This window comes from Halodesulfovibrio marinisediminis DSM 17456 (assembly GCF_900129975.1).
GTDB lineage: Bacteria > Desulfobacterota > Desulfovibrionia > Desulfovibrionales > Desulfovibrionaceae > Halodesulfovibrio > Halodesulfovibrio marinisediminis.
On record NZ_FSRG01000004.1, the window covers coordinates 435,636 to 452,781 of the forward strand.

Sequence of the window (17,146 nt, forward strand, 5' to 3'; positions counted from 1 at the left end):
GGCATCCGGTAGTCATGTCAATATAAAAAATAGAGGAAAAAAAGTGTAATTTTCTTGACGGTAGTCCTAGTCGTAAGTTTTTAGTTCTATTGAAAATCCTTCAGGATCGACAATGAAGATTGATGTGCCGGTTCCGCGTGCCCCTTGTAAGGTCAATGGTCCCTTAATCTGCACGTTATGTTCTTCAAGCCGTTTCATTAGTACTTTCCAATTGTTACCGGCATAAGCAAGGCATACATGATTAGCTTTGCCCGGCGCATCAATGAGGTTGCCTAGTTCTTTCCACATCTTTGGCGGAAAAAAATGGATTATGTTATGTGAGTTGATACGTGCTGAAGGGAACCTTGCTGTGCCTTCCTTCCATTCCTCGTAGTTTTCCGGTGTCAGACCAAGGATCTCGGTGTAAAATTTCACACACACATCAGGGCTTTCAACATTAAGCGTCAGGTGGTCTATTTCAATGTTCATATGCTGTATCCTTTGGTTTGGGGGAATAGCATACACGGTATCATACTCATTTGCAGGGCGGCAGTATAGTTGGCTGGCAACAAAGAGACGGCATAAAAGAAACGGCTGCCCCGTTGTATAGGACAGCCGTTTTTGTTTTGTTATGATTCCGGCCAACAGAAAAGTTGTGTCGGAGAGTTAAGGCGAAAATTAAACACCTTTGCGAACGAGCTCAAGCAGGGTGCGCACACCAAATCCGGAAGCGCCGCCTTTAGCGTTGTATGCGGTTCCTGCGATGTCGAGGTGCGCCCAGCGTGTATCTTCTTCAATAAATTGCTTGAGGAAGAGCGCTGCGGTAACTGCGCCGCCTTCACGGGAGCCAACATTTTTCATATCTGCAATGTCAGACTTGAGGCTTTCGAAGTAGCAGTCCCACAGTGGCATTGGCCAGTATTTGTCACCAACGCGTGTGCCAGTGTCGGAAATAGCTTTGGAAAGTTCTTCGTCAGTTGCAAACACTGCTGCTGCGTGGGTACCGAGAGCAACAACACATGCGCCAGTGAGGGTTGCAAGGTTGATCACTGCTGCCGGTTTGTATTCTTTCTGTGCGTAGGTAAGTGCATCGATAAGAATGAGGCGGCCTTCAGCATCAGTGTTGATAACCTCAATGGTTTTGCCATTGAGGGATGTCACAACGTCACCAGGGTGGGTCGCTGTGGAGCTAGGCATGTTGTCAGTACATGGAGTGATACCGATAACTCGACGTTCAATGTCAGAGTTGCCGAGAGCTTCAAACAGACCAAAGATTGCTGCTGCGCCGCCCATATCGGATTTCATTTCATGCATGCCGAGAGAAGGCTTGATGGAAATGCCGCCGGTGTCAAAGGTAACGCCTTTGCCGACAAATACGATAGGATCGTCGTTTTCAGTACCCTTTGGTGCATGCTCAAGTACGATAAATTTTGGTTCTGCATCGGAGCCTGCTGCAACGGACATGAATGCGCCCATGCCTGCTTCGATGATTTCTTTGCGACCAAGAATGGTGCGTTTGAAGTGGTATTTTTTACCAAGTTCTTCAGCTTTAACAGCAAGAGCGGTAGGGGTGATGATGTTGGCAGGTGCGTTTACGAGGTCGCGTGTGTAGTTAACACCTGCTGCTGCGGCTTCACCACGGCGTGCTGCTGCGTGAATGTTATCCGGGAAGTACTCTTCTGTGGAGAGCAGAGTCATCCAGCGTGGAGAGTGTGCTGGCTCTTTCATAGTTGTTTTGAGTTCATCGTAGGTGTGCAGTGCAATCAGTGCAGAAGCAACGGCTTCTTCTACAAGCACTGCGTTTTCTTCTTCGATGGTGTCAAATGTTTCAACAGGGATTGCGCAGGTATCAATTTTGAGCTCTCTGCACTTAAGGGCTGCTGTTTTAACAGCTTCGCGGAGTACTTCAAGAGTGAATGCTTTACGTTCACCAAGGCCGACAATGATAGCGCGTGGCAGCGCGATAGAAGGGTGTCCGTATGCAACGGTTACCTGATTCTTTTCGCCTTTTGCATCCTGAATAGCTGGAGTGATGGTAATCCATGGAATGGTGTCACTCAGGTTAGGAATACTTTCAGTTACCGCTTCATCTTTAAAGTTGAAAAGAAGAACAGCATTTGCCTGCCACTCAGCGGCTGGTGCCGGTTGGAATCGAAGATCCATGTTTGTCTCCACAGCAGATTGTCTTGGTTATTTTTATACATGATAGCGGCGCGTTATGCAGGGCATGACGCGCCGCTTTTATTGTCTATCCGATTATATAAGACCGGAAAGGCTAGTAGTCCAGATGCTAACGCAATCTTACTTGGAAATATAGCTCTTCACAAAGGCGTCAACGCGGTTGTGGGAGGCTTCAAGACGTGCGGTGAGTTCTTTTTTGTATGCGTCAAAGTCGTCAATGGTTAGACGTGCAACACCTGTCTCTATAGCGGCTTTGGCTACTTCCGGTACAACCCATTCGAGAATGCGTGGATCGAGCGGCTTAGGGATAACGTAGTCAGTGCCGAATTCGAGAGAATCAACGCCGTATGCTTCACAAATGGACTGTGGAACAGGTTCTTTTGCAAGTTTAGCCAGTGCGTGCGCAGCAGCAATCTTCATTTCTTCGTTGATTTCGGTTGCGCATGTGTCCAGTGCGCCACGGAAAATGTATGGGAAGCCGGAAACGTTGTTGATCTGGTTCGGAAAGTCAGAACGACCTGTGCCCATGATGCAGTCAGGAGATGCTTCTTTTGCGTCAGGGTAAGGGATTTCCGGATCTGGGTTTGCCATAGCAAAGATGATTGGATTGTCAGCCATAGACGCAACCATCTCTTTAGTGAGCAGATCTTTTACGGAAAGACCGAGGAAGCAGTCTGCGCCTTTGAGTACTTCTGCAAGAGTGCCGTAGTCTTTGTCCTGTGCAAACTCAGCTTTGTACTTGTTGAGTCCTTCACGACCGGTGTGGATAAGGCCACGGGAGTCGAACATGAAGATGTTTTCGCGCTTAACACCCATTTCTACGTAGAATTTGGAACAAGCAATGCCAGCAGCACCTGCGCCCACAACAACAACTTTGAGTTTGTCAATGTCACGGTTGGTGATTTCACATGCGTTGATGATGGCTGCACCTGATATTACGGCAGTACCGTGCTGGTCGTCATGGAAAACAGGAATGTCCATTTCACGTTTCAATGTTTCTTCAATGTAGAAACACTCAGGTGCCTTGATATCTTCAAGGTTGATGCCACCAAATGTCGGTTCCATTGCTTTTACTGCAGCAATGAACTGATCAGCATCCTTGATGTCGAGGTTGATATCGAACACATCAATGTCTGCGAAGGTTTTAAACAGAACACCTTTACCTTCCATAACAGGCTTTGCTGCTAACGGGCCAATATTGCCAAGTCCGAGTACGGCTGTGCCGTCTGTGATTACGCCGACAAGGTTCGAGCGGTTGGTGTACAGGGCTGCTGTTTCCGGATTTGCATGAATTTCTTTACATGCTTCTGCAACGCCCGGAGAGTAGGCCAGTGAGAGGTCTTTCTGTGAACCACATGGTTTTACTGGGATAACTTCAACTTTACCGCAGCGAGGAGCTTTGTGGTACTCCAGCGCTTCTTCTTTCGTGAATAACGCCATTTTTTTGAACCTTTGTTTACGTTGGGCAGATTGTGCACACTGTAAGAAGTGTCCGGAGGCGAACTGATGTCAGCAGGGACTGTGCTCCCATGGTGCCTAATCAGTCCGGAGCCGTTGCACTGCTTAAAGAATGCGATAAAAATTGCTTTCAAAAGGCTTTAAGCATCTTGCCCCGTTAAAGCAAGTAAATCTCACTAGAAAAGTAGTAACTACTTTACATAGATACTTCTCAAGAGATGCCCCAGAGAGCGTTGAGTGGGGGTGAAAAGAAATTATGACTCGCTCGCTACAGGAGTTATTATTTTGATGATAGGTGGGGGAGCTTGAACAAGCTACACATTGAAGTTTGGTTTTTGTTTTGAAGCTGGATGGAATTGATACTGGCTTTACTGAGGAGTGATGCACTGTTTTTCTACGATAGATCAACATCATAGGTGTCGTGAGTGCAAAGACTGCTGTTGCAGTTTTTGCGTTTTTTTATGTCAAAACACTATCGATGAATCACGTCAGTAAGTTGACGAGAACAGTGAGATCGACCTTGGCTTGTAGGAAAACAGTCTGAATCCAGAATGGATATTTTTGAGGAAATGTAAGACTGAGTTCTAAGTGAAATATTTTTAATACAGCGTGTTATCACTGTGTTGAACTTGCTGTTGTTATCTTTGAGGTAGGAAAGAGGAGACGTTGCAAGACGATAAAAAAATCGTGGCATGGAAATTGTAGTACTGCTCATGACGGAAAATTTCGCCATATAAGGCATCAGGAGGCTCAATAATGATTGTTATTGACGGTAATGCAGCAGAATACAATGTGAACGCTTTTTCTAACCTAGAAGAATTACTTGTTAAGGTTATGGAAGACGCGCTTGAGGATAGAGTTGTTACTGACGTGCTCGTAGATGAGACTCAGTTTCAGGAAGAATATCCTAATCAGGCTGGAGAAGTAGAAACTAGCTCCATTAAACGCGTTGAAATTAAAAGTGTTCCTGCGAACGAGTTTGCACTCGGCATTGTTGCAGAACTTGATAAAGTTGTTGCTCTTATGGAGAACAGCTCGCATCACATTGCAGGAATGTTCCGCAATGGTCAGGAAGCAGAGGCGCTTGTACTGTTTACTGAGTTGTTGAATGTACTCCACGACTTCATGGGTATGCTTGCCGTACTCCGTAATGAATACGTGGATGCAAAAGAAGAGTTGTTTGAAAAAACTGTTGAAGAAGTATCAGCTCAGTTTGAAAGTATGGGAGAATCTACCAGTAAAGAAGATTGGCCTGCGCTGGCTGACATTCTTGATGGTGAATTCGCAACAGCCGTTTCTTGTTGGAAAGGTGTTGTCGCTATTATGCGCGGGAAACTGGAGAATGTCTGCGAGGAATAACAGGTATGGCAAACAGCCTTACATTGCTTGATGAAGCCCTCCGGATTGGAGAGCGAGAACTGGAAGCCTTGAAAAATGGTGACATGGATGTTGCTGATGAGGCCGCTGTGGAACGCGAACGTCTTATTTCTGAGGCGTGGGCTATCCGAACAGGCGATATAGAGGATGAATTGCGACAGAAGCTTCTGAAAATGCAGAATGTTCAATTACTGCTGACAGATGAACTTAAGAAATTACATGCCTCATTAAAGTCTCAACTTTTAGCAAGCAAGAAAAAGTCATCAGGGTATCGTGGTTACCAGAAATCGGTTACCCGGCCGGGTGTTTCGATTTCCAATTGTTTGGACAGGCAAGGGTAGTGGCTGTGTGCTGTAGCATGCTCACTGCTGTATATTGCTGATGACCTAAGTATATATTTCTGGACTGAGAGGTCCCGATAATACGTTGGAAGCGCAGTACGTCTTTACGGAAAATCGTGAAGGGTGCTGCGCTTTGCTTCTTTCTTTATCTATGCGTGTTCAAGAGTGCCTCAAGCTTTGACAATTACGGGTGAAAGGAGTCGGTAGTTTTGGCTTAAATTACACTGTAATATGTTTTGGAAGGAAAATCCCATGTATTAATGATCTGTTTGCAGTTGATTCTTATTGTAAAGTTGTTGCTAAAATGGATAATTGTTTAAAAAGAGTAAAAATATGAATGTTGCATAGCTAAAATAAGATGCTGATACTCTTCGACAACATTAAATATAAAAACAATAAGCTGTGTAGGACTGGTGAAATCCGCTCCTTGTTCTATATAAATTAATGATCAAGCTAGAACTGTAGTAACTTGTTATAAAGAATGATGTTATTACAAAATATTATGGCAATAGATTCGCTATTCGCTATTGTTGAAATGCTGAAAAGAGCAGAGTCCCTTGGCAAGGTATTAAACGAATTATTCTTGTTCAACAGTATTTTCACATAACTCTAGTGAGGAATGCTATGAAACTAACACGTTGCTTGTTTGTTATTCTCGCACTTATGGTGCTTGCAGGCTGCGCTCAGACTCAGGCTGGCGAGCCGATGCGAGTGTACGGAAACGCAAAAACTGTAGTGCCAGTTGGCTATTCAATGATTGATTCTACAACATTTACTGTTTTACCTGACACCGTGAATATTCCGGTGGAAGGTATGTATCCGTATCAGAGATGGAATTCTGAAATTTACGCAATGGGTGACAGCTACGTAATTGTACAGAATATGGTCTTTAACAACCAGTTCTACCGCTTCAAAGCGTTGCGGGGATCAACTCAGGAAATGTGGGGTTCTGGTTGGAGAAAAGGCGACTACACCCTTTCATCAAATACCGAAGAGCAAGAGTATTCAAAGTACTTTGCACGCATTCGTGAAAAAGGCGGACAGCTTGCTCCTATGTACAAAGTTACCATGTATGATCAGAAAGTGACTCCTGCTGTTGTAGCACGTGTAATCAGCCTTACTCCGACAACATCCGGTGGTATGGCTGCAATGCCATCCTTTAATGATCTCTATCAGTACTACGAGTACGGAAATGCCTTTGGTAGCGACAACTCATAGTTGATGAAATCATATAAGAAGAAACAGCCCTCGGAGTATACTTCGGGGGCATTCTTTTTTTAAGGGGGAACCAACAAGGATGAAAAGAAAACAGATCAGACTAATTGTCTTTCTACTTTTCTGCGTTGTAGCAGTAGGATGTGGAGGTTCTGCGTCTAGGATTTTTCCTTCTGTATTTGGAGAGGATGCAGTGTTTGGAGAGGATATTCAGGAACGGCGAGAAGTCGTGTATGGCCATGTTTTTATTGATTTGCCCTCGACATATACCCGTCTTGGAACTGTTGAGGTTGCGTGGAATCCTACTGTGCGCATTCCTGACATGCCTCTTCCACAATATTTATCGACAACGGTGTATGCAAATAATGGAACATACTATCTGACGCAGTGGACCCAGCTTGATACGGAAAAATACTATTTTAAACCGTTGGAAAAGGAAGCTACTGAGCGCTGGGGTAGTAAATGGCAGAGTCTGAAGTTTACAGTGCCGGTGAATACAGATAGTCAAGAATATAGACAGTATATTGACTACTTAAAGCAGCTGGAGCAGTCTCTTCCAGAGGCATTTGACGTTGCAGTGTATGCAAAGCGTTTTTCTGGACGCATTATAGTGCGTGTGCTCGAATTTACTCCTGCTGAAGGTGCCAGCGCTCGTATTTATCAGTTCAACCAACTTTACCCCGTAGTGCCGTATAAAACGGTTGAAGAAGCTAACGCGCAGCGTATTCTTACCCCGTAAGAAAAGATAAATATTGTTTGGGGTGATTTTTTTGAAAGTTATGTGAGGTGATCAATGCAGAGCCTGCAAAAGGTATTTGTTCTACTGGGGATGTTGTTAGTACTTTTTGGGTGCGGCTCCCGATATAATCCACAGACAGGTTTGTACTCTGTGTATGGTTCGTCGAAGTTTGCGCTTCCTCAGGGATATGAAAAGATTGGTGGCCTAGGTGTCAGTGTGCTTCCAAAAACAGCGGAAACTGGTGCTTACCCATATCAAACTTTTAATACGACTGTTTTTGGAGATGGAGAAGCGTATATTCTTTCACAGACTATGCAGTTGACGAACGAGAGATATTACATTCGTCCATTAGGAGGCATGGGTGTTTCCAAGTGGGGAAGCAGCTGGCGTATGAATATGTATCAACTTGATCCGAACAATACGAGTGTCGAGTACCGGCGGTATATGGATTATATAAAAGGTACTGGGCATCCAGTGGCATCCGGGTATAAAATGGAAATGTATGATCGATTGATTGGTCGTAAGTTAATAGCTCGCGTTCTGGTTTTGACTCCGGATGCTGTGAGCGGCAATCCTGCGGCCCCTCCTGCAAAAGAATTGTATACTCTTGAAAGGGACGATTTTAGGTCACGTTAGTAATCCGTTTGTCTGTGATTACGAGCAGTGACTTGGATTGAAATATAAAAAAACATCCAGTCTTAGGACAGGATGTTTTTTTTTGTGCGCAGTGGATGCATTAGCTGCGCGTAAAAAAGTCGCCTGAAAAGGCGGAGCGGAATAGTTAGAGGAATAATCCTTTAACTTGGGAAAAAAATCCGCCGATGCGAGGCGCTTTGACATGTGCTGGGGTAGCATGGGAAATGCTGTCAATAAGCGTCTCATGTAATTCGTTAAAAGCTTCGTTGATTTGGTCTAACTGAAATTGCAGTTTACGAGCACTTTTTGCCTGATCCTTTGAGAGCTGCTGCATTGTCTCAAGATGCTGCGCCTGAAGGTGATCCACATTGTACATATTATACTCTCTTACCGATCCCCCCCGGAAACGGCGTGTTGAATCTGAACTCTAAACGATGCTCTCCCCTATGAACATCAGGGACGCTGCATGTTATCTATCAGACATGGATTATGTCAATTGGATTTGATTTTTTGGGATACATATTACTGTGTTAAAAACAAGTTACTGCATCCTGACTTTATCACTTTTATGTTGAATAGGTGTTTGTCTAAGCGTGCTCTGGGAAAAGGATGTCAGGGGATATTGTGGAAAGGGTATCATGCCTTTGTGAGAATGATTCGTAAAAAGGATAAAAAAAGAGCGGAAGCATGCTTCCGCTCTTTTGAATGCTATAGGCTCTAGCGACGGCCACCACCACGGCGATCATCACGACGTCCGCCACCACGACGGTCATCACGACCTCCGCCACGACGATCATCGCGTCCGCCAGGACGGCGCTGAGGGCGAGCAGTAGATTCCGGAGTCCAAGGTGTACCCTGAGCTTCAAGAAGAACTGCTTTGCGGGAAGCACGAATACGGCCATCGTTAATTTCGATAACCTTAACTTTCATGTCTTCGCCAAGGGATACGAGGTCTTCTACTTTCTCAACGCGAGCGATGTCGAGCTGGGAAATGTGTACAAGAGCTTCAACGTTAGGAAGAATCTCTACAATCGCACCGATTTCGAGGATCTTCTTAACTTTGCCCATGTAATCTTTACCAAGTTCAGCACGCTGGTCGTAGTACTGAACCATTTCACGAGCCTGCTCAAGGGATTCGAGAGTAGGTGCGAAGATGGTTACCTTACCGCTGTCCTCAATGTCGATGGAAGCATCAGTTGCTGCAGTAATAGCTTTGATGTTTTTACCACCAGGGCCGATGATAACACGGATAACATCCGGGTTAACTTCGAGGGTAGCAATCTGCGGTGCGTATTTGGACAGCTCTTCACGGGAAGCAGGAAGTTCTTTTGCCATTTCATCGAGAATGTGCAGACGAGCATCACGTGCCTGTTCAAGAGCGCGAACCATAACGTCAGAAGGGATACCGGAGATTTTGATGTCCATCTGAACTGCGGTGATGCCTTCAGCAGTACCCGCAATTTTGAAGTCCATATCGCCGAGTGCATCTTCGTCACCGAGAATGTCGGTAAGAACGATGTAGTCGTCGCCTTCTTTGATAAGACCCATTGCGATACCAGCAACAGGAGCTTTAACAGGAATACCTGCGTCCATAAGGGACATACAGCCGCCAGTTACAGCTGCCATGGAAGAAGAACCGTTGGATTCCATGGTTTCAGAAACCACACGAACAGTGAACGGGAAGTCGTCGCTTGAAGGCAGAATAGGGCGCAGAGCTTTTTCAGCAAGTGCACCGTGACCGATTTCGCGGCGGGATACACGAACCATTTTAACTTCGCCAACACAGTATGGTGCAAAGTTGTAGTGGAGCATGAAGCGCTTGGTTACGTCACCCATAAGGGAGTCCATACGCTGCTCATCAGTGGTGGAACCAAGGGTTGTAACAACCATGGACTTGGTTTCGCCACGTGCGAAAATAGAAGAACCGTGTGCACGTGGAAGTACGCCGGTTTCAACGACGATTGGACGTACTGTTTTTACGTCACGACCGTCGATACGCAGGCCTTCTTTGTGGATACGGGTACGAACGATAGTTTTTTCAAGAGCGCCGAGAATTTCGCCAACTTCTGCAAGTGGGGATGGATCTTCTTCGTACTGTGGTTCAGCAGAAAGAGTTTCCATAACCTTAACTTTAACAGCCTTGCGAGCGTGCTTACGTTCCATTTTGTCAGCGACCTGAAGAGCAGCTTTGAGGTCTTCAGTTGCGATTTCTTCAACGCGTGCTTTGAGCTCTTCGTTAGGTACTGGTGGTACGAATTCGATTTTCTCTTTGCCGCAAAGGTTGCGGAGTTCTTCTTGAACGTCGAAGAGAGGCTCGATTTCTTTGTGACCCCAGTTCAGAGCATCAGCAATAACAGATTCAGGAACGAAGTTAGCTTCGCCTTCTACCATTACTACAGCGTCACGGGATGCTGCGAAAACGAGGTTCAAGTCTGCGTTTTCCTGCTCTTTAACAGTCGGGTTCAGAACGAATTCGCCGTTGATACGACAAACGCGTGCACCTGCGATTGGACCGTCAAAAGGAATGGAAGAAATGCTGAGTGCTGCGGAAGCACCGGTAAGAGCAAGAACGTCAGATTCGTTGAGCTGGTCAGAAGAGATAACGTTAGCAAGAATCTGAACTTCGTCGCGGAACCCTTTTGGGAACATTGGGCGGATAGGGCGGTCGATTACACGAGCACAAAGTGTTTCACGTTCGGATGGACGACCCATTTCACGGCGGAAGAAGGAACCAGGGATACGGCCTGCTGCGTACATTTTTTCGGTGTATTCAACAGTAAGCGGGAAGAAGCCGAGATCGCGTTCGGTCGGCTGGGTACATGCAGTTACGAGAACTACAGTGCCACCGCACTGAATCCAGATGGAACCGTCAGCCTGATTAGCAAGGCGACCGGTTTCAAAAGTAATTTCTTTGCCACCAATAGTGGCTGTAAGGCGCTTCGCGCCAAATTTATTTTCCATTATAAAATCCTCATCGTTTGGCGAAGGGGATTCCGGGGAGAGTGCTTTTAACAGGCTATATTAGCCGTTCAACAGACTCGTTGAGCGGAGAAAAAACCTTCTTCCCGGACCCCCCTTTCGCGATACTGCGTAGGTATCTCGTAGGAGTTATGCAGGTAAAATTCCTGGTTGTTAAAAGGAGATGCTACTCCTTCTTGTACTCCTTACGGATACAATAATATATGAGAACAGGGGAATCCATGGGATTCCCCTGTAAAAATGCCTACTTACGGAGGCCAAGTCTCTTGATGAGGTCACGGTAGCGCTGAATGTCCTTGCTTGCAAGGTACTTCAGAAGCTTACGACGCTGACCAACAAGTTTCAACAGACCAGTACGGGAATGGTAGTCGTGTTTGTGCTCTTTGAAGTGTTCAGTAAGGTATTTGATACGGGCAGTCAGAAGAGCTACCTGTACTTCTGGAGAACCGGTGTCTCCTTCTTTCTGAGCAAATTCATTAATAACTGCCTGTTTAGCTTCAGGTGTCATTACCACAGCGATATCCTCCAAGGATAATAAGGTTGATTAAGATTGCCAAAGGCCGCGCAAGACGGACCAAACCGGCTGACGTTGCACGATGTTGGTTTCAGCGAGAGCCAGAGGGGTTCTGTCCGAATCCAGAAGCATTGCGTTAATGCCGACAGAGAACGGCATCTGTGCAATTTTTTCTGGGTCGTACGGAATCGGGTTGCCGTTTTTGACCAAAGCTACTTCCTCATTATTGAGGATTATCTTAGGCCATGTGGGCAAAGCTTGTTCCAAAGGAATAACCTTGGATTCAAGCAGGTCTGGGTTCTCAACCAATTCATCGGGCTCGCAGGCGTTGTCCAGCGAGAACGGATGGCTGTATTCCCGGATCAGTTCAGTGAGAACGGCCCCGCACTTTAATCGTATCCCCAAGCTGTGGGCCAGGGACCGAATATACGTACCAGTACTGCAACGAACCCGGAACCGAAGAAACGGCAACTCAACCGATAGAGTTGCTGCTTCAGAAATTTTTACGGTTTTTATTTTAACCGGTGTTTCTTTACCCTCTCGAGCCAGCTTATACAAGGATTTCCCTTTGTGTTTTGCCGCTGAGTAAGCAGGAACCTCCTGCTCGGTAATTTCTAGCCAGTGTGCAACTTCTGCACGCACATCTTCTTCTGTAATGTGCTGCCAGTCTGCAGTGGCGGTTACCTGACCTTCAGCATCCCATGTATCCGTTGTTTCACCAAGCTTAATGGTGCCGGAATACACTTTTTCGCCGCCAGTCATCAGGTAGTTGGACAGTTTAGTGCCCTGCCCGAGTAATACGACCAGCAGACCTTGCGCCATAGGATCAAGCGTGCCGGCATGGCCGATTTTTTTTTGCCCGAGGCGTTTGATCTTGCCGATGCATCCACCGGAAGATGGCCCCTTTGGCTTATTGAGAAGCAGAATACCGTGCTGCTGAGGTACTTGTGCCATGAAAACTTATGCCTCGTTTAATACCAGATTCTGAGCAATAGTGGCAAGCAAGGTTTCTAAAGCTTGATCCAATGAAAGATCAAGGTTTACACCAGCGGCATTTTTATGTCCGCCACCACCAAGGCTTGCTGCCATTTTCTGTACATCCACAGCACCGTGAGAACGCAAGCTCGCTTTGGAGCTATGGTCTGTTTCGCGTACGGTCATTGCCACATCAACATTTTCTATTTTACGCAGATAGTTAATGATAGCTTCAACATCTGAGTATTCAGTACCGGTACGCTCAAAGAGTGCTTTAGGAAGTGTCAGATATGCTACTTTTCCGTTAAGCGCAATTTCAATATTTGCAAAGAGCTCAGCCCAGAGTTTTATTTTATTCATACTCCAGTTGCTGTCCAGCTTCTCATGCAAATCGCCTGGTTTTAATCCAGCACGAATAATCTTTGAGGCAATTTCATGTGCACGGGGAGTTGTGTTGTTAAACGTAAAGCGACCTGTGTCTGAACTGATTGCAAGGTACAGTCCTTCTCCAAGGAAGCCTTCGTAGCTAATGCCTAACTCATCCACAATATCCGCAACAAGCTCGCCAGTGGAGCTGGAGCCAATATCAACATGATTGAGATCTCCGAACATAGGGTTATGCAGGTGGTGATCAAGGTTGATTATCGGTGTGTTAGTTCGGGCGATAAAATCCATCATGATTTCGCCGGAGCGATGTGCGTCGCCGCAGTCCAGCACAAAGATGCGGTCAGGAGTGCAGCTTGCAAGTTCTTCTGCAGTGGTCAGAACAGTAACTGGCAGTTCAACCCAATCAAGATAGTCAGGAACGCCTGATTCTAGAAAGATAATTGGTTTCTTATCAAGCTTGATAAGCATCCATGCCATCGCAGCAATAGACCCAACAGCATCGCCGTCAGGGTTGACGTGAGCTGTAAGAAGGAATGTTTCGTTGGCGCGAATCGCCTGTGCTATTTGTGATACTACGTTTGGCATTGTTTATTTCTTTCTGTTGTTCTGTCAGACTCTTGTCTGAAATCTGTGGTTACTTGGAGTTGGATGATAAAAGGAAGGAAGAGACTTCCTTTTACTCAACGCCAAAAAACTCCATGTCGCTGTATGTCATCTCTTCATGGCACACAGCTTCCATCATGTTCAGGCATTTTGTGAGTCTGCTTTGCAGGTGCTTTTCGCTATTGCTTACGCTCACAATACTGAGTGCCAGCGTTGACATAGAGTTTTCTGAGCCAACTTCAGCAATGGAAACATTAAATTTGTTACGGACTTTTATCTTCAGGCTGTTGGCAATACGTCGCTTGTCTTTAAGCGATTCATTGCCGTGCAGGGCGTATTCAACCCGTAGTACTCCGATAATCATAACAGCACCGAAATCTGGTTAGTATGTTTCTTGTTTCCTTGAGCCATAATAATTGGTGGCAAGGATAGGTGTACTTCTTAATGGAAGAAGACAACGTCTTGTTATTAAGAGTACTAAAAAAACATAAAATCGCGGAACCGGACGGACATCCGGTTCCGCGATTGGCATTTATTACTTACAGAGTTGCGGCTTCTTCAACTTCTTCGAATGCTTCGATAGCGTCACCAACTTTGATGTCGTTGAAACGTTCGAGGCCAATACCACACTCGTAGCCCTTCATTACTTCTTTAGCGTCATCTTTGAAGCGCTTCAGGGAAGAGATGGTACCGGTGTAGATTACTACACCATCGCGAAGCAGGCGAACGCCAGCGTTACGGGTGATTTTACCATCGTCAACGTGACAACCGGCAATAACACCAACTTTTGGTACGCTGAAAGTATCACGCACGGTTGCCTGACCGAGGTACTGTTCCTTAACGATAGGAGCAAGAATACCGGCCATTGCTGCGCGTACTTCTTCTACGAGTTTGTAGATAATGTCGTAGAAGCGGATGTCAACGCCTTCCTGTTCAGCAACTTCTTTAACTTTCACGGTTGGGCGAACGTTAAAGCCGATGATAACTGCGTTGGAAGCAGAAGCGAGAAGAATATCGGATTCGGTAATGGAACCTGCACCAGCGTGGATAACATCCACTTTTACCTTCTCTGTAGCCTGTTTCTTCAGAGCATCAACAATCGCTTCAACAGAACCCTGTACGTCAGCTTTAAGAACAACGTTGAGAACCTGAGCTTCTTCAGCGTCGGCACGGCTTGCGAGGAAGGTTTCGAGAGTAACTTTAGACTCACGAGCAAGAGCACGTTCACGTTCTTTAATGGAACGCTGATCCGCGATGCGGCGTGCAACTTTTTCGTCGTCGAGAGCTACAAACTCTTCACCAGCTTCAGGTACACCGTCAAAGCCCTGTACTTCTACTGGAGTAGAAGGACCTGCTTCCTGAACTTTTTTGCCTTGATCGTTGAACATTGCACGTACACGACCTGAGAAGGTGCCACATACGAAGATGTCGCCCTGTTTCAGGGTACCTTCCTGAACGAGTACGGTAGCAACTGGACCGCGGCCTTTGTCGAGCTTAGCTTCAACAATGTGACCACGTGCTGGCTTGTTCGGGTTAGCTTTCAGTTCAAGAACTTCAGCCTGCAGAGCAAGAATTTCGAGAAGATCTTCGAGACCGAGTCTAGTTTTAGCGGATACGTTAGCGAAGATGGTGTCACCGCCCCATGATTCTGCAACGAGTCCGATTTCGGAAAGCTCGCGCATTACACGGTCTGGGTTTGCACCTTCTTTATCCATTTTGTTAACTGCTACGATGATAGGTACTTCCGCAGCTTTGGCGTGTGCAACAGCCTCACGGGTCTGCTCCATTACACCGTCGTCAGCAGCAACAACAAGAATAACAATATCTGTTACCTTCGCACCACGGGCACGCATAGCGGTAAACGCTTCGTGACCAGGGGTATCGAGGAAGCAGAGTGCACCGGTAGGGGTAGTAACGTGGTACGCACCAATGTGCTGGGTAATACCACCTGCTTCTCGGTCGGTAATGCTGGATTTGCGGATAGCATCAAGCAAAGAAGTTTTACCGTGGTCAACGTGACCCATGATGGTAACAACAGGAGGTCTGATTTCCAAATCTTCTGCTTTATCTTCTTCACGTGGAGTGAGGTAATCTTCTTCGGAGAAACCTACTTTTTCGATTTCGTACTTGAACTCACCCGCAACAACAACCGCAGTATCATAATCAAGAGACTGGTTAATGGTAGCCATTACACCAAGCTGCATGAGGACCTTAATGATCTCGGAACCTTTAATACCCATCTGGTGAGCAAGGTCGGATACACGGATGTGATCTTCAATTTTGACTTTACGCTTAGCGGCCTTAAGAGGCTGGGTAGATGGAGTTGGCTCTTGCTTTTTGCGCTTGCGTTTGTTGCGCTGCCATTCATCAGAAGCAAAAGCATCCTTACCACCGCGTTTTTTCTTATCGAAAGCATCACGCTGGTTGAAGTCTACAGTGCGTTTACCCTTGCCGCGCTTTTTGCGTGGATCGGCTTTGTCAGGTGCTGGAGCATCAGTAAAGTTTGGTCCTGGACGTGGAGCGCCGCCTGGACGTGGAGCGCCACCTGGACGTGGAGCGCCGCTTGGACGACCCTGGCCACCTGGACGACCCTGACCACCTGGACGACCCTGTCCACCGCCCGGACGACCACCGCGATCATCACGACGCTGGCCACCGGCTGGACGACCGCCACGGTCATCACGACGCTGCTGAGGACGGGCAGCACGTTGTTCGCGTTCTCTGGCTTCTGCTGCAGCCACAGCAGGGTCAGGACGGGAAATAATACGAACCTGAGGGGTAGCCGGAGCTTCCGGAGCTTCCTCACGTTTTTTAGCTGGCTTTTTCTTTTTCTTTGCGCCTTCGGCGTCAGCAGCTTCGGCTTTTTCCTGAGCTACTGCTTTTGCAGGAGCAGCTTTTTTAGGAGCAGCCTCAGCTTTTTCAACTTTTTTCGCTTCCACAACTTTAGCCTTAGGAGCAACTTCTTTTTTTGCTTCAGGAGCCGGCTTCTGCTCTTTCTTAGGAGCTTCAGCTTTAGCAGGCTGCTGGGGGGTATCAGCAGTTTTCTTTTTGGCTTCCGGCTTAGCAAGTTCTTCAGGTTTCACTACACGCACCTTTGGTGCCTCATCTTTAGCAGGTTTGGCACTTTCCGCAGCAGGTTCAGGTTTTGTTTCCTTTTTAGGGGTAACAATTTTCGCTTTAGGAGCTTCTTTTTTTGCAGGAGCTTCTTTCACTTCTTCCTGTACCTTCTCTGCTTCGGCTGCCTGTTTCTTTTCTGCAGGCTTTGCGTCAGCTGGCTTAGCAGCTTTTTTACGGCGGCGAACAATAACGCCAGAGGAAGTCTCTTTGCGCATTACTTCTTTTTTAGCCGGACCGTTTTTTATATGGTCGCGAACCTGCTCTATCATTTCAGTCGGTATAGAGGTTTCACCGCTCTTTGCGGAGACCCCAAGCTCGCGCAGAGCTGAAAGGATATCCTTGGTAGGTACATCCAGCTCTGTTTTTAATTCTTTAACTTTAATTTTCTTATCACTCATGTAGCAAAGACCCCCTTTACTTCCGCCAGCCTCTGAACTTTGCGAAGCGTTTTTCGCACTCTGGGCTGTTGCAGATATAGTAACCTCGACCCGGCATTACCTGTTCTTCATCAAGAACAGGTTTAATTTCACCGGATTCTGTCTTTATGCAAACATATCGATTAAGTTCACTCTTAGGTAAATTGGTTCGACATATCACACATCTGCGGACGGGTGTATGGTTTTTCCGGATGGCTTTGTGCATCCG

Annotated in this window: 16 protein-coding genes; 5 read left to right on the plus strand and 11 right to left on the minus strand. The window is 46.5% G+C overall.

The window, feature by feature from the left end; all coding sequences use genetic code 11:
* Positions 1-66 precede the first annotated feature (66 nt).
* The 3 genes from BUR09_RS06520 to BUR09_RS06530 form a co-directional block, all read right to left on the minus strand.
* Positions 67-468: a VOC family protein gene (locus tag BUR09_RS06520; RefSeq protein WP_074216139.1), complete on the minus strand. Its 402-nt coding sequence runs from the start codon at positions 466-468 to the stop codon at positions 67-69.
* Between the two features lie 189 nt (positions 469-657).
* Positions 658-2,142, minus strand: a complete 1,485-nt coding sequence (locus tag BUR09_RS06525) for a leucyl aminopeptidase (protein WP_074216140.1) — start codon at positions 2,140-2,142, stop codon at positions 658-660.
* A gap of 138 nt (positions 2,143-2,280) precedes the next feature.
* On the minus strand, positions 2,281-3,600 hold the full coding sequence (locus BUR09_RS06530; RefSeq protein WP_074216141.1) for a malic enzyme-like NAD(P)-binding protein: 1,320 nt from the start codon (positions 3,598-3,600) through the stop codon (positions 2,281-2,283).
* Between the two features lie 774 nt (positions 3,601-4,374).
* On the opposite strand from BUR09_RS06530, the gene BUR09_RS06535 reads away from it, so the two are divergent.
* From BUR09_RS06535 to BUR09_RS06555, 5 genes are all read left to right on the plus strand, one after another.
* Positions 4,375-4,977, plus strand: a complete 603-nt coding sequence (locus BUR09_RS06535) for a hypothetical protein (RefSeq protein WP_074216142.1) — start codon at positions 4,375-4,377, stop codon at positions 4,975-4,977.
* 5 nt (positions 4,978-4,982) lie between these two features.
* Entirely contained in the window at positions 4,983-5,336 is a 354-nt protein-coding gene (locus BUR09_RS06540) for a hypothetical protein (protein ID WP_074216143.1), read from the plus strand.
* 624 nt (positions 5,337-5,960) lie between these two features.
* A complete protein-coding gene (locus BUR09_RS06545; RefSeq protein ID WP_074216144.1) occupies positions 5,961-6,554 on the plus strand; it encodes a hypothetical protein in 594 nt (197 codons plus the stop codon).
* Positions 6,555-6,744: 190 nt separating this feature from the next.
* Entirely contained in the window at positions 6,745-7,290 is a 546-nt protein-coding gene (locus tag BUR09_RS06550) for a hypothetical protein (RefSeq protein ID WP_139296749.1), read from the plus strand.
* 54 nt (positions 7,291-7,344) lie between these two features.
* Entirely contained in the window at positions 7,345-7,926 is a 582-nt protein-coding gene (locus tag BUR09_RS06555; RefSeq protein WP_074216146.1) for a hypothetical protein, read from the plus strand.
* A gap of 145 nt (positions 7,927-8,071) precedes the next feature.
* Here BUR09_RS06555 and BUR09_RS06560 read toward each other — a convergent pair whose 3' ends face one another.
* The 8 genes from BUR09_RS06560 to BUR09_RS06600 all read right to left on the minus strand — a co-directional run bounded on the left by BUR09_RS06560 (position 8,072) and on the right by BUR09_RS06600 (position 17,143).
* Positions 8,072-8,302 carry a hypothetical protein gene (locus BUR09_RS06560; protein ID WP_074216147.1) on the minus strand — a complete coding sequence of 77 codons (231 nt, stop codon included), beginning with the start codon at positions 8,300-8,302 and terminating at the stop codon, positions 8,072-8,074.
* A gap of 341 nt (positions 8,303-8,643) precedes the next feature.
* The gene (pnp, locus tag BUR09_RS06570; RefSeq protein ID WP_074216149.1) at positions 8,644-10,887 is read right to left on the minus strand and encodes a polyribonucleotide nucleotidyltransferase; all 2,244 of its coding nucleotides are present in this window, start codon (positions 10,885-10,887) and stop codon (positions 8,644-8,646) included.
* Positions 10,888-11,149: 262 nt separating this feature from the next.
* Complete coding sequence (gene rpsO, locus BUR09_RS06575) at positions 11,150-11,419, minus strand: 30S ribosomal protein S15 (RefSeq protein ID WP_074216150.1); 270 nt, start codon at positions 11,417-11,419, stop codon at positions 11,150-11,152.
* 30 nt (positions 11,420-11,449) lie between these two features.
* On the minus strand, positions 11,450-12,373 hold the full coding sequence (gene truB / locus BUR09_RS06580; protein ID WP_074216151.1) for a tRNA pseudouridine(55) synthase TruB: 924 nt from the start codon (positions 12,371-12,373) through the stop codon (positions 11,450-11,452).
* Between the two features lie 6 nt (positions 12,374-12,379).
* Complete coding sequence (locus BUR09_RS06585) at positions 12,380-13,366, minus strand: DHH family phosphoesterase (RefSeq protein ID WP_074216152.1); 987 nt, start codon at positions 13,364-13,366, stop codon at positions 12,380-12,382.
* 91 nt (positions 13,367-13,457) lie between these two features.
* Positions 13,458-13,748 carry a DUF503 domain-containing protein gene (locus BUR09_RS06590; RefSeq protein ID WP_074216153.1) on the minus strand — a complete coding sequence of 97 codons (291 nt, stop codon included), beginning with the start codon at positions 13,746-13,748 and terminating at the stop codon, positions 13,458-13,460.
* Between the two features lie 175 nt (positions 13,749-13,923).
* On the minus strand, positions 13,924-16,899 hold the full coding sequence (gene infB, locus BUR09_RS06595; RefSeq protein WP_074216154.1) for a translation initiation factor IF-2: 2,976 nt from the start codon (positions 16,897-16,899) through the stop codon (positions 13,924-13,926).
* 16 nt (positions 16,900-16,915) lie between these two features.
* A complete protein-coding gene (locus BUR09_RS06600) occupies positions 16,916-17,143 on the minus strand; it encodes a YlxR family protein (RefSeq protein WP_074216155.1) in 228 nt (75 codons plus the stop codon).
* Positions 17,144-17,146 lie beyond the last annotated feature (3 nt).

Bases quoted from the DNA above. Each gene is read 5' to 3' on its own strand.
- BUR09_RS06520 (WP_074216139.1), bottom strand. From the start codon at position 468: ATGAACATTGAAATAGACCACCTGACGCTTAATGTTGAAAGCCCTGAT.
- BUR09_RS06525 (WP_074216140.1), bottom strand. From the start codon at position 2,142: ATGGATCTTCGATTCCAACCGGCACCAGCCGCTGAGTGGCAGGCAAAT.
- BUR09_RS06530 (WP_074216141.1), bottom strand. From the start codon at position 3,600: ATGGCGTTATTCACGAAAGAAGAAGCGCTGGAGTACCACAAAGCTCCT.
- BUR09_RS06535 (WP_074216142.1), top strand. From the start codon at position 4,375: ATGATTGTTATTGACGGTAATGCAGCAGAATACAATGTGAACGCTTTT.
- BUR09_RS06540 (WP_074216143.1), top strand. From the start codon at position 4,983: ATGGCAAACAGCCTTACATTGCTTGATGAAGCCCTCCGGATTGGAGAG.
- BUR09_RS06545 (WP_074216144.1), top strand. From the start codon at position 5,961: ATGAAACTAACACGTTGCTTGTTTGTTATTCTCGCACTTATGGTGCTT.
- BUR09_RS06555 (WP_074216146.1), top strand. From the start codon at position 7,345: ATGCAGAGCCTGCAAAAGGTATTTGTTCTACTGGGGATGTTGTTAGTA.
- BUR09_RS06560 (WP_074216147.1), bottom strand. From the start codon at position 8,302: ATGTACAATGTGGATCACCTTCAGGCGCAGCATCTTGAGACAATGCAG.
- pnp (WP_074216149.1), bottom strand. From the start codon at position 10,887: ATGGAAAATAAATTTGGCGCGAAGCGCCTTACAGCCACTATTGGTGGC.
- truB (WP_074216151.1), bottom strand. From the start codon at position 12,373: ATGGCACAAGTACCTCAGCAGCACGGTATTCTGCTTCTCAATAAGCCA.
- BUR09_RS06585 (WP_074216152.1), bottom strand. From the start codon at position 13,366: ATGCCAAACGTAGTATCACAAATAGCACAGGCGATTCGCGCCAACGAA.
- BUR09_RS06590 (WP_074216153.1), bottom strand. From the start codon at position 13,748: ATGATTATCGGAGTACTACGGGTTGAATACGCCCTGCACGGCAATGAA.
- infB (WP_074216154.1), bottom strand. From the start codon at position 16,899: ATGAGTGATAAGAAAATTAAAGTTAAAGAATTAAAAACAGAGCTGGAT.
- BUR09_RS06600 (WP_074216155.1), bottom strand. From the start codon at position 17,143: ATGCACAAAGCCATCCGGAAAAACCATACACCCGTCCGCAGATGTGTG.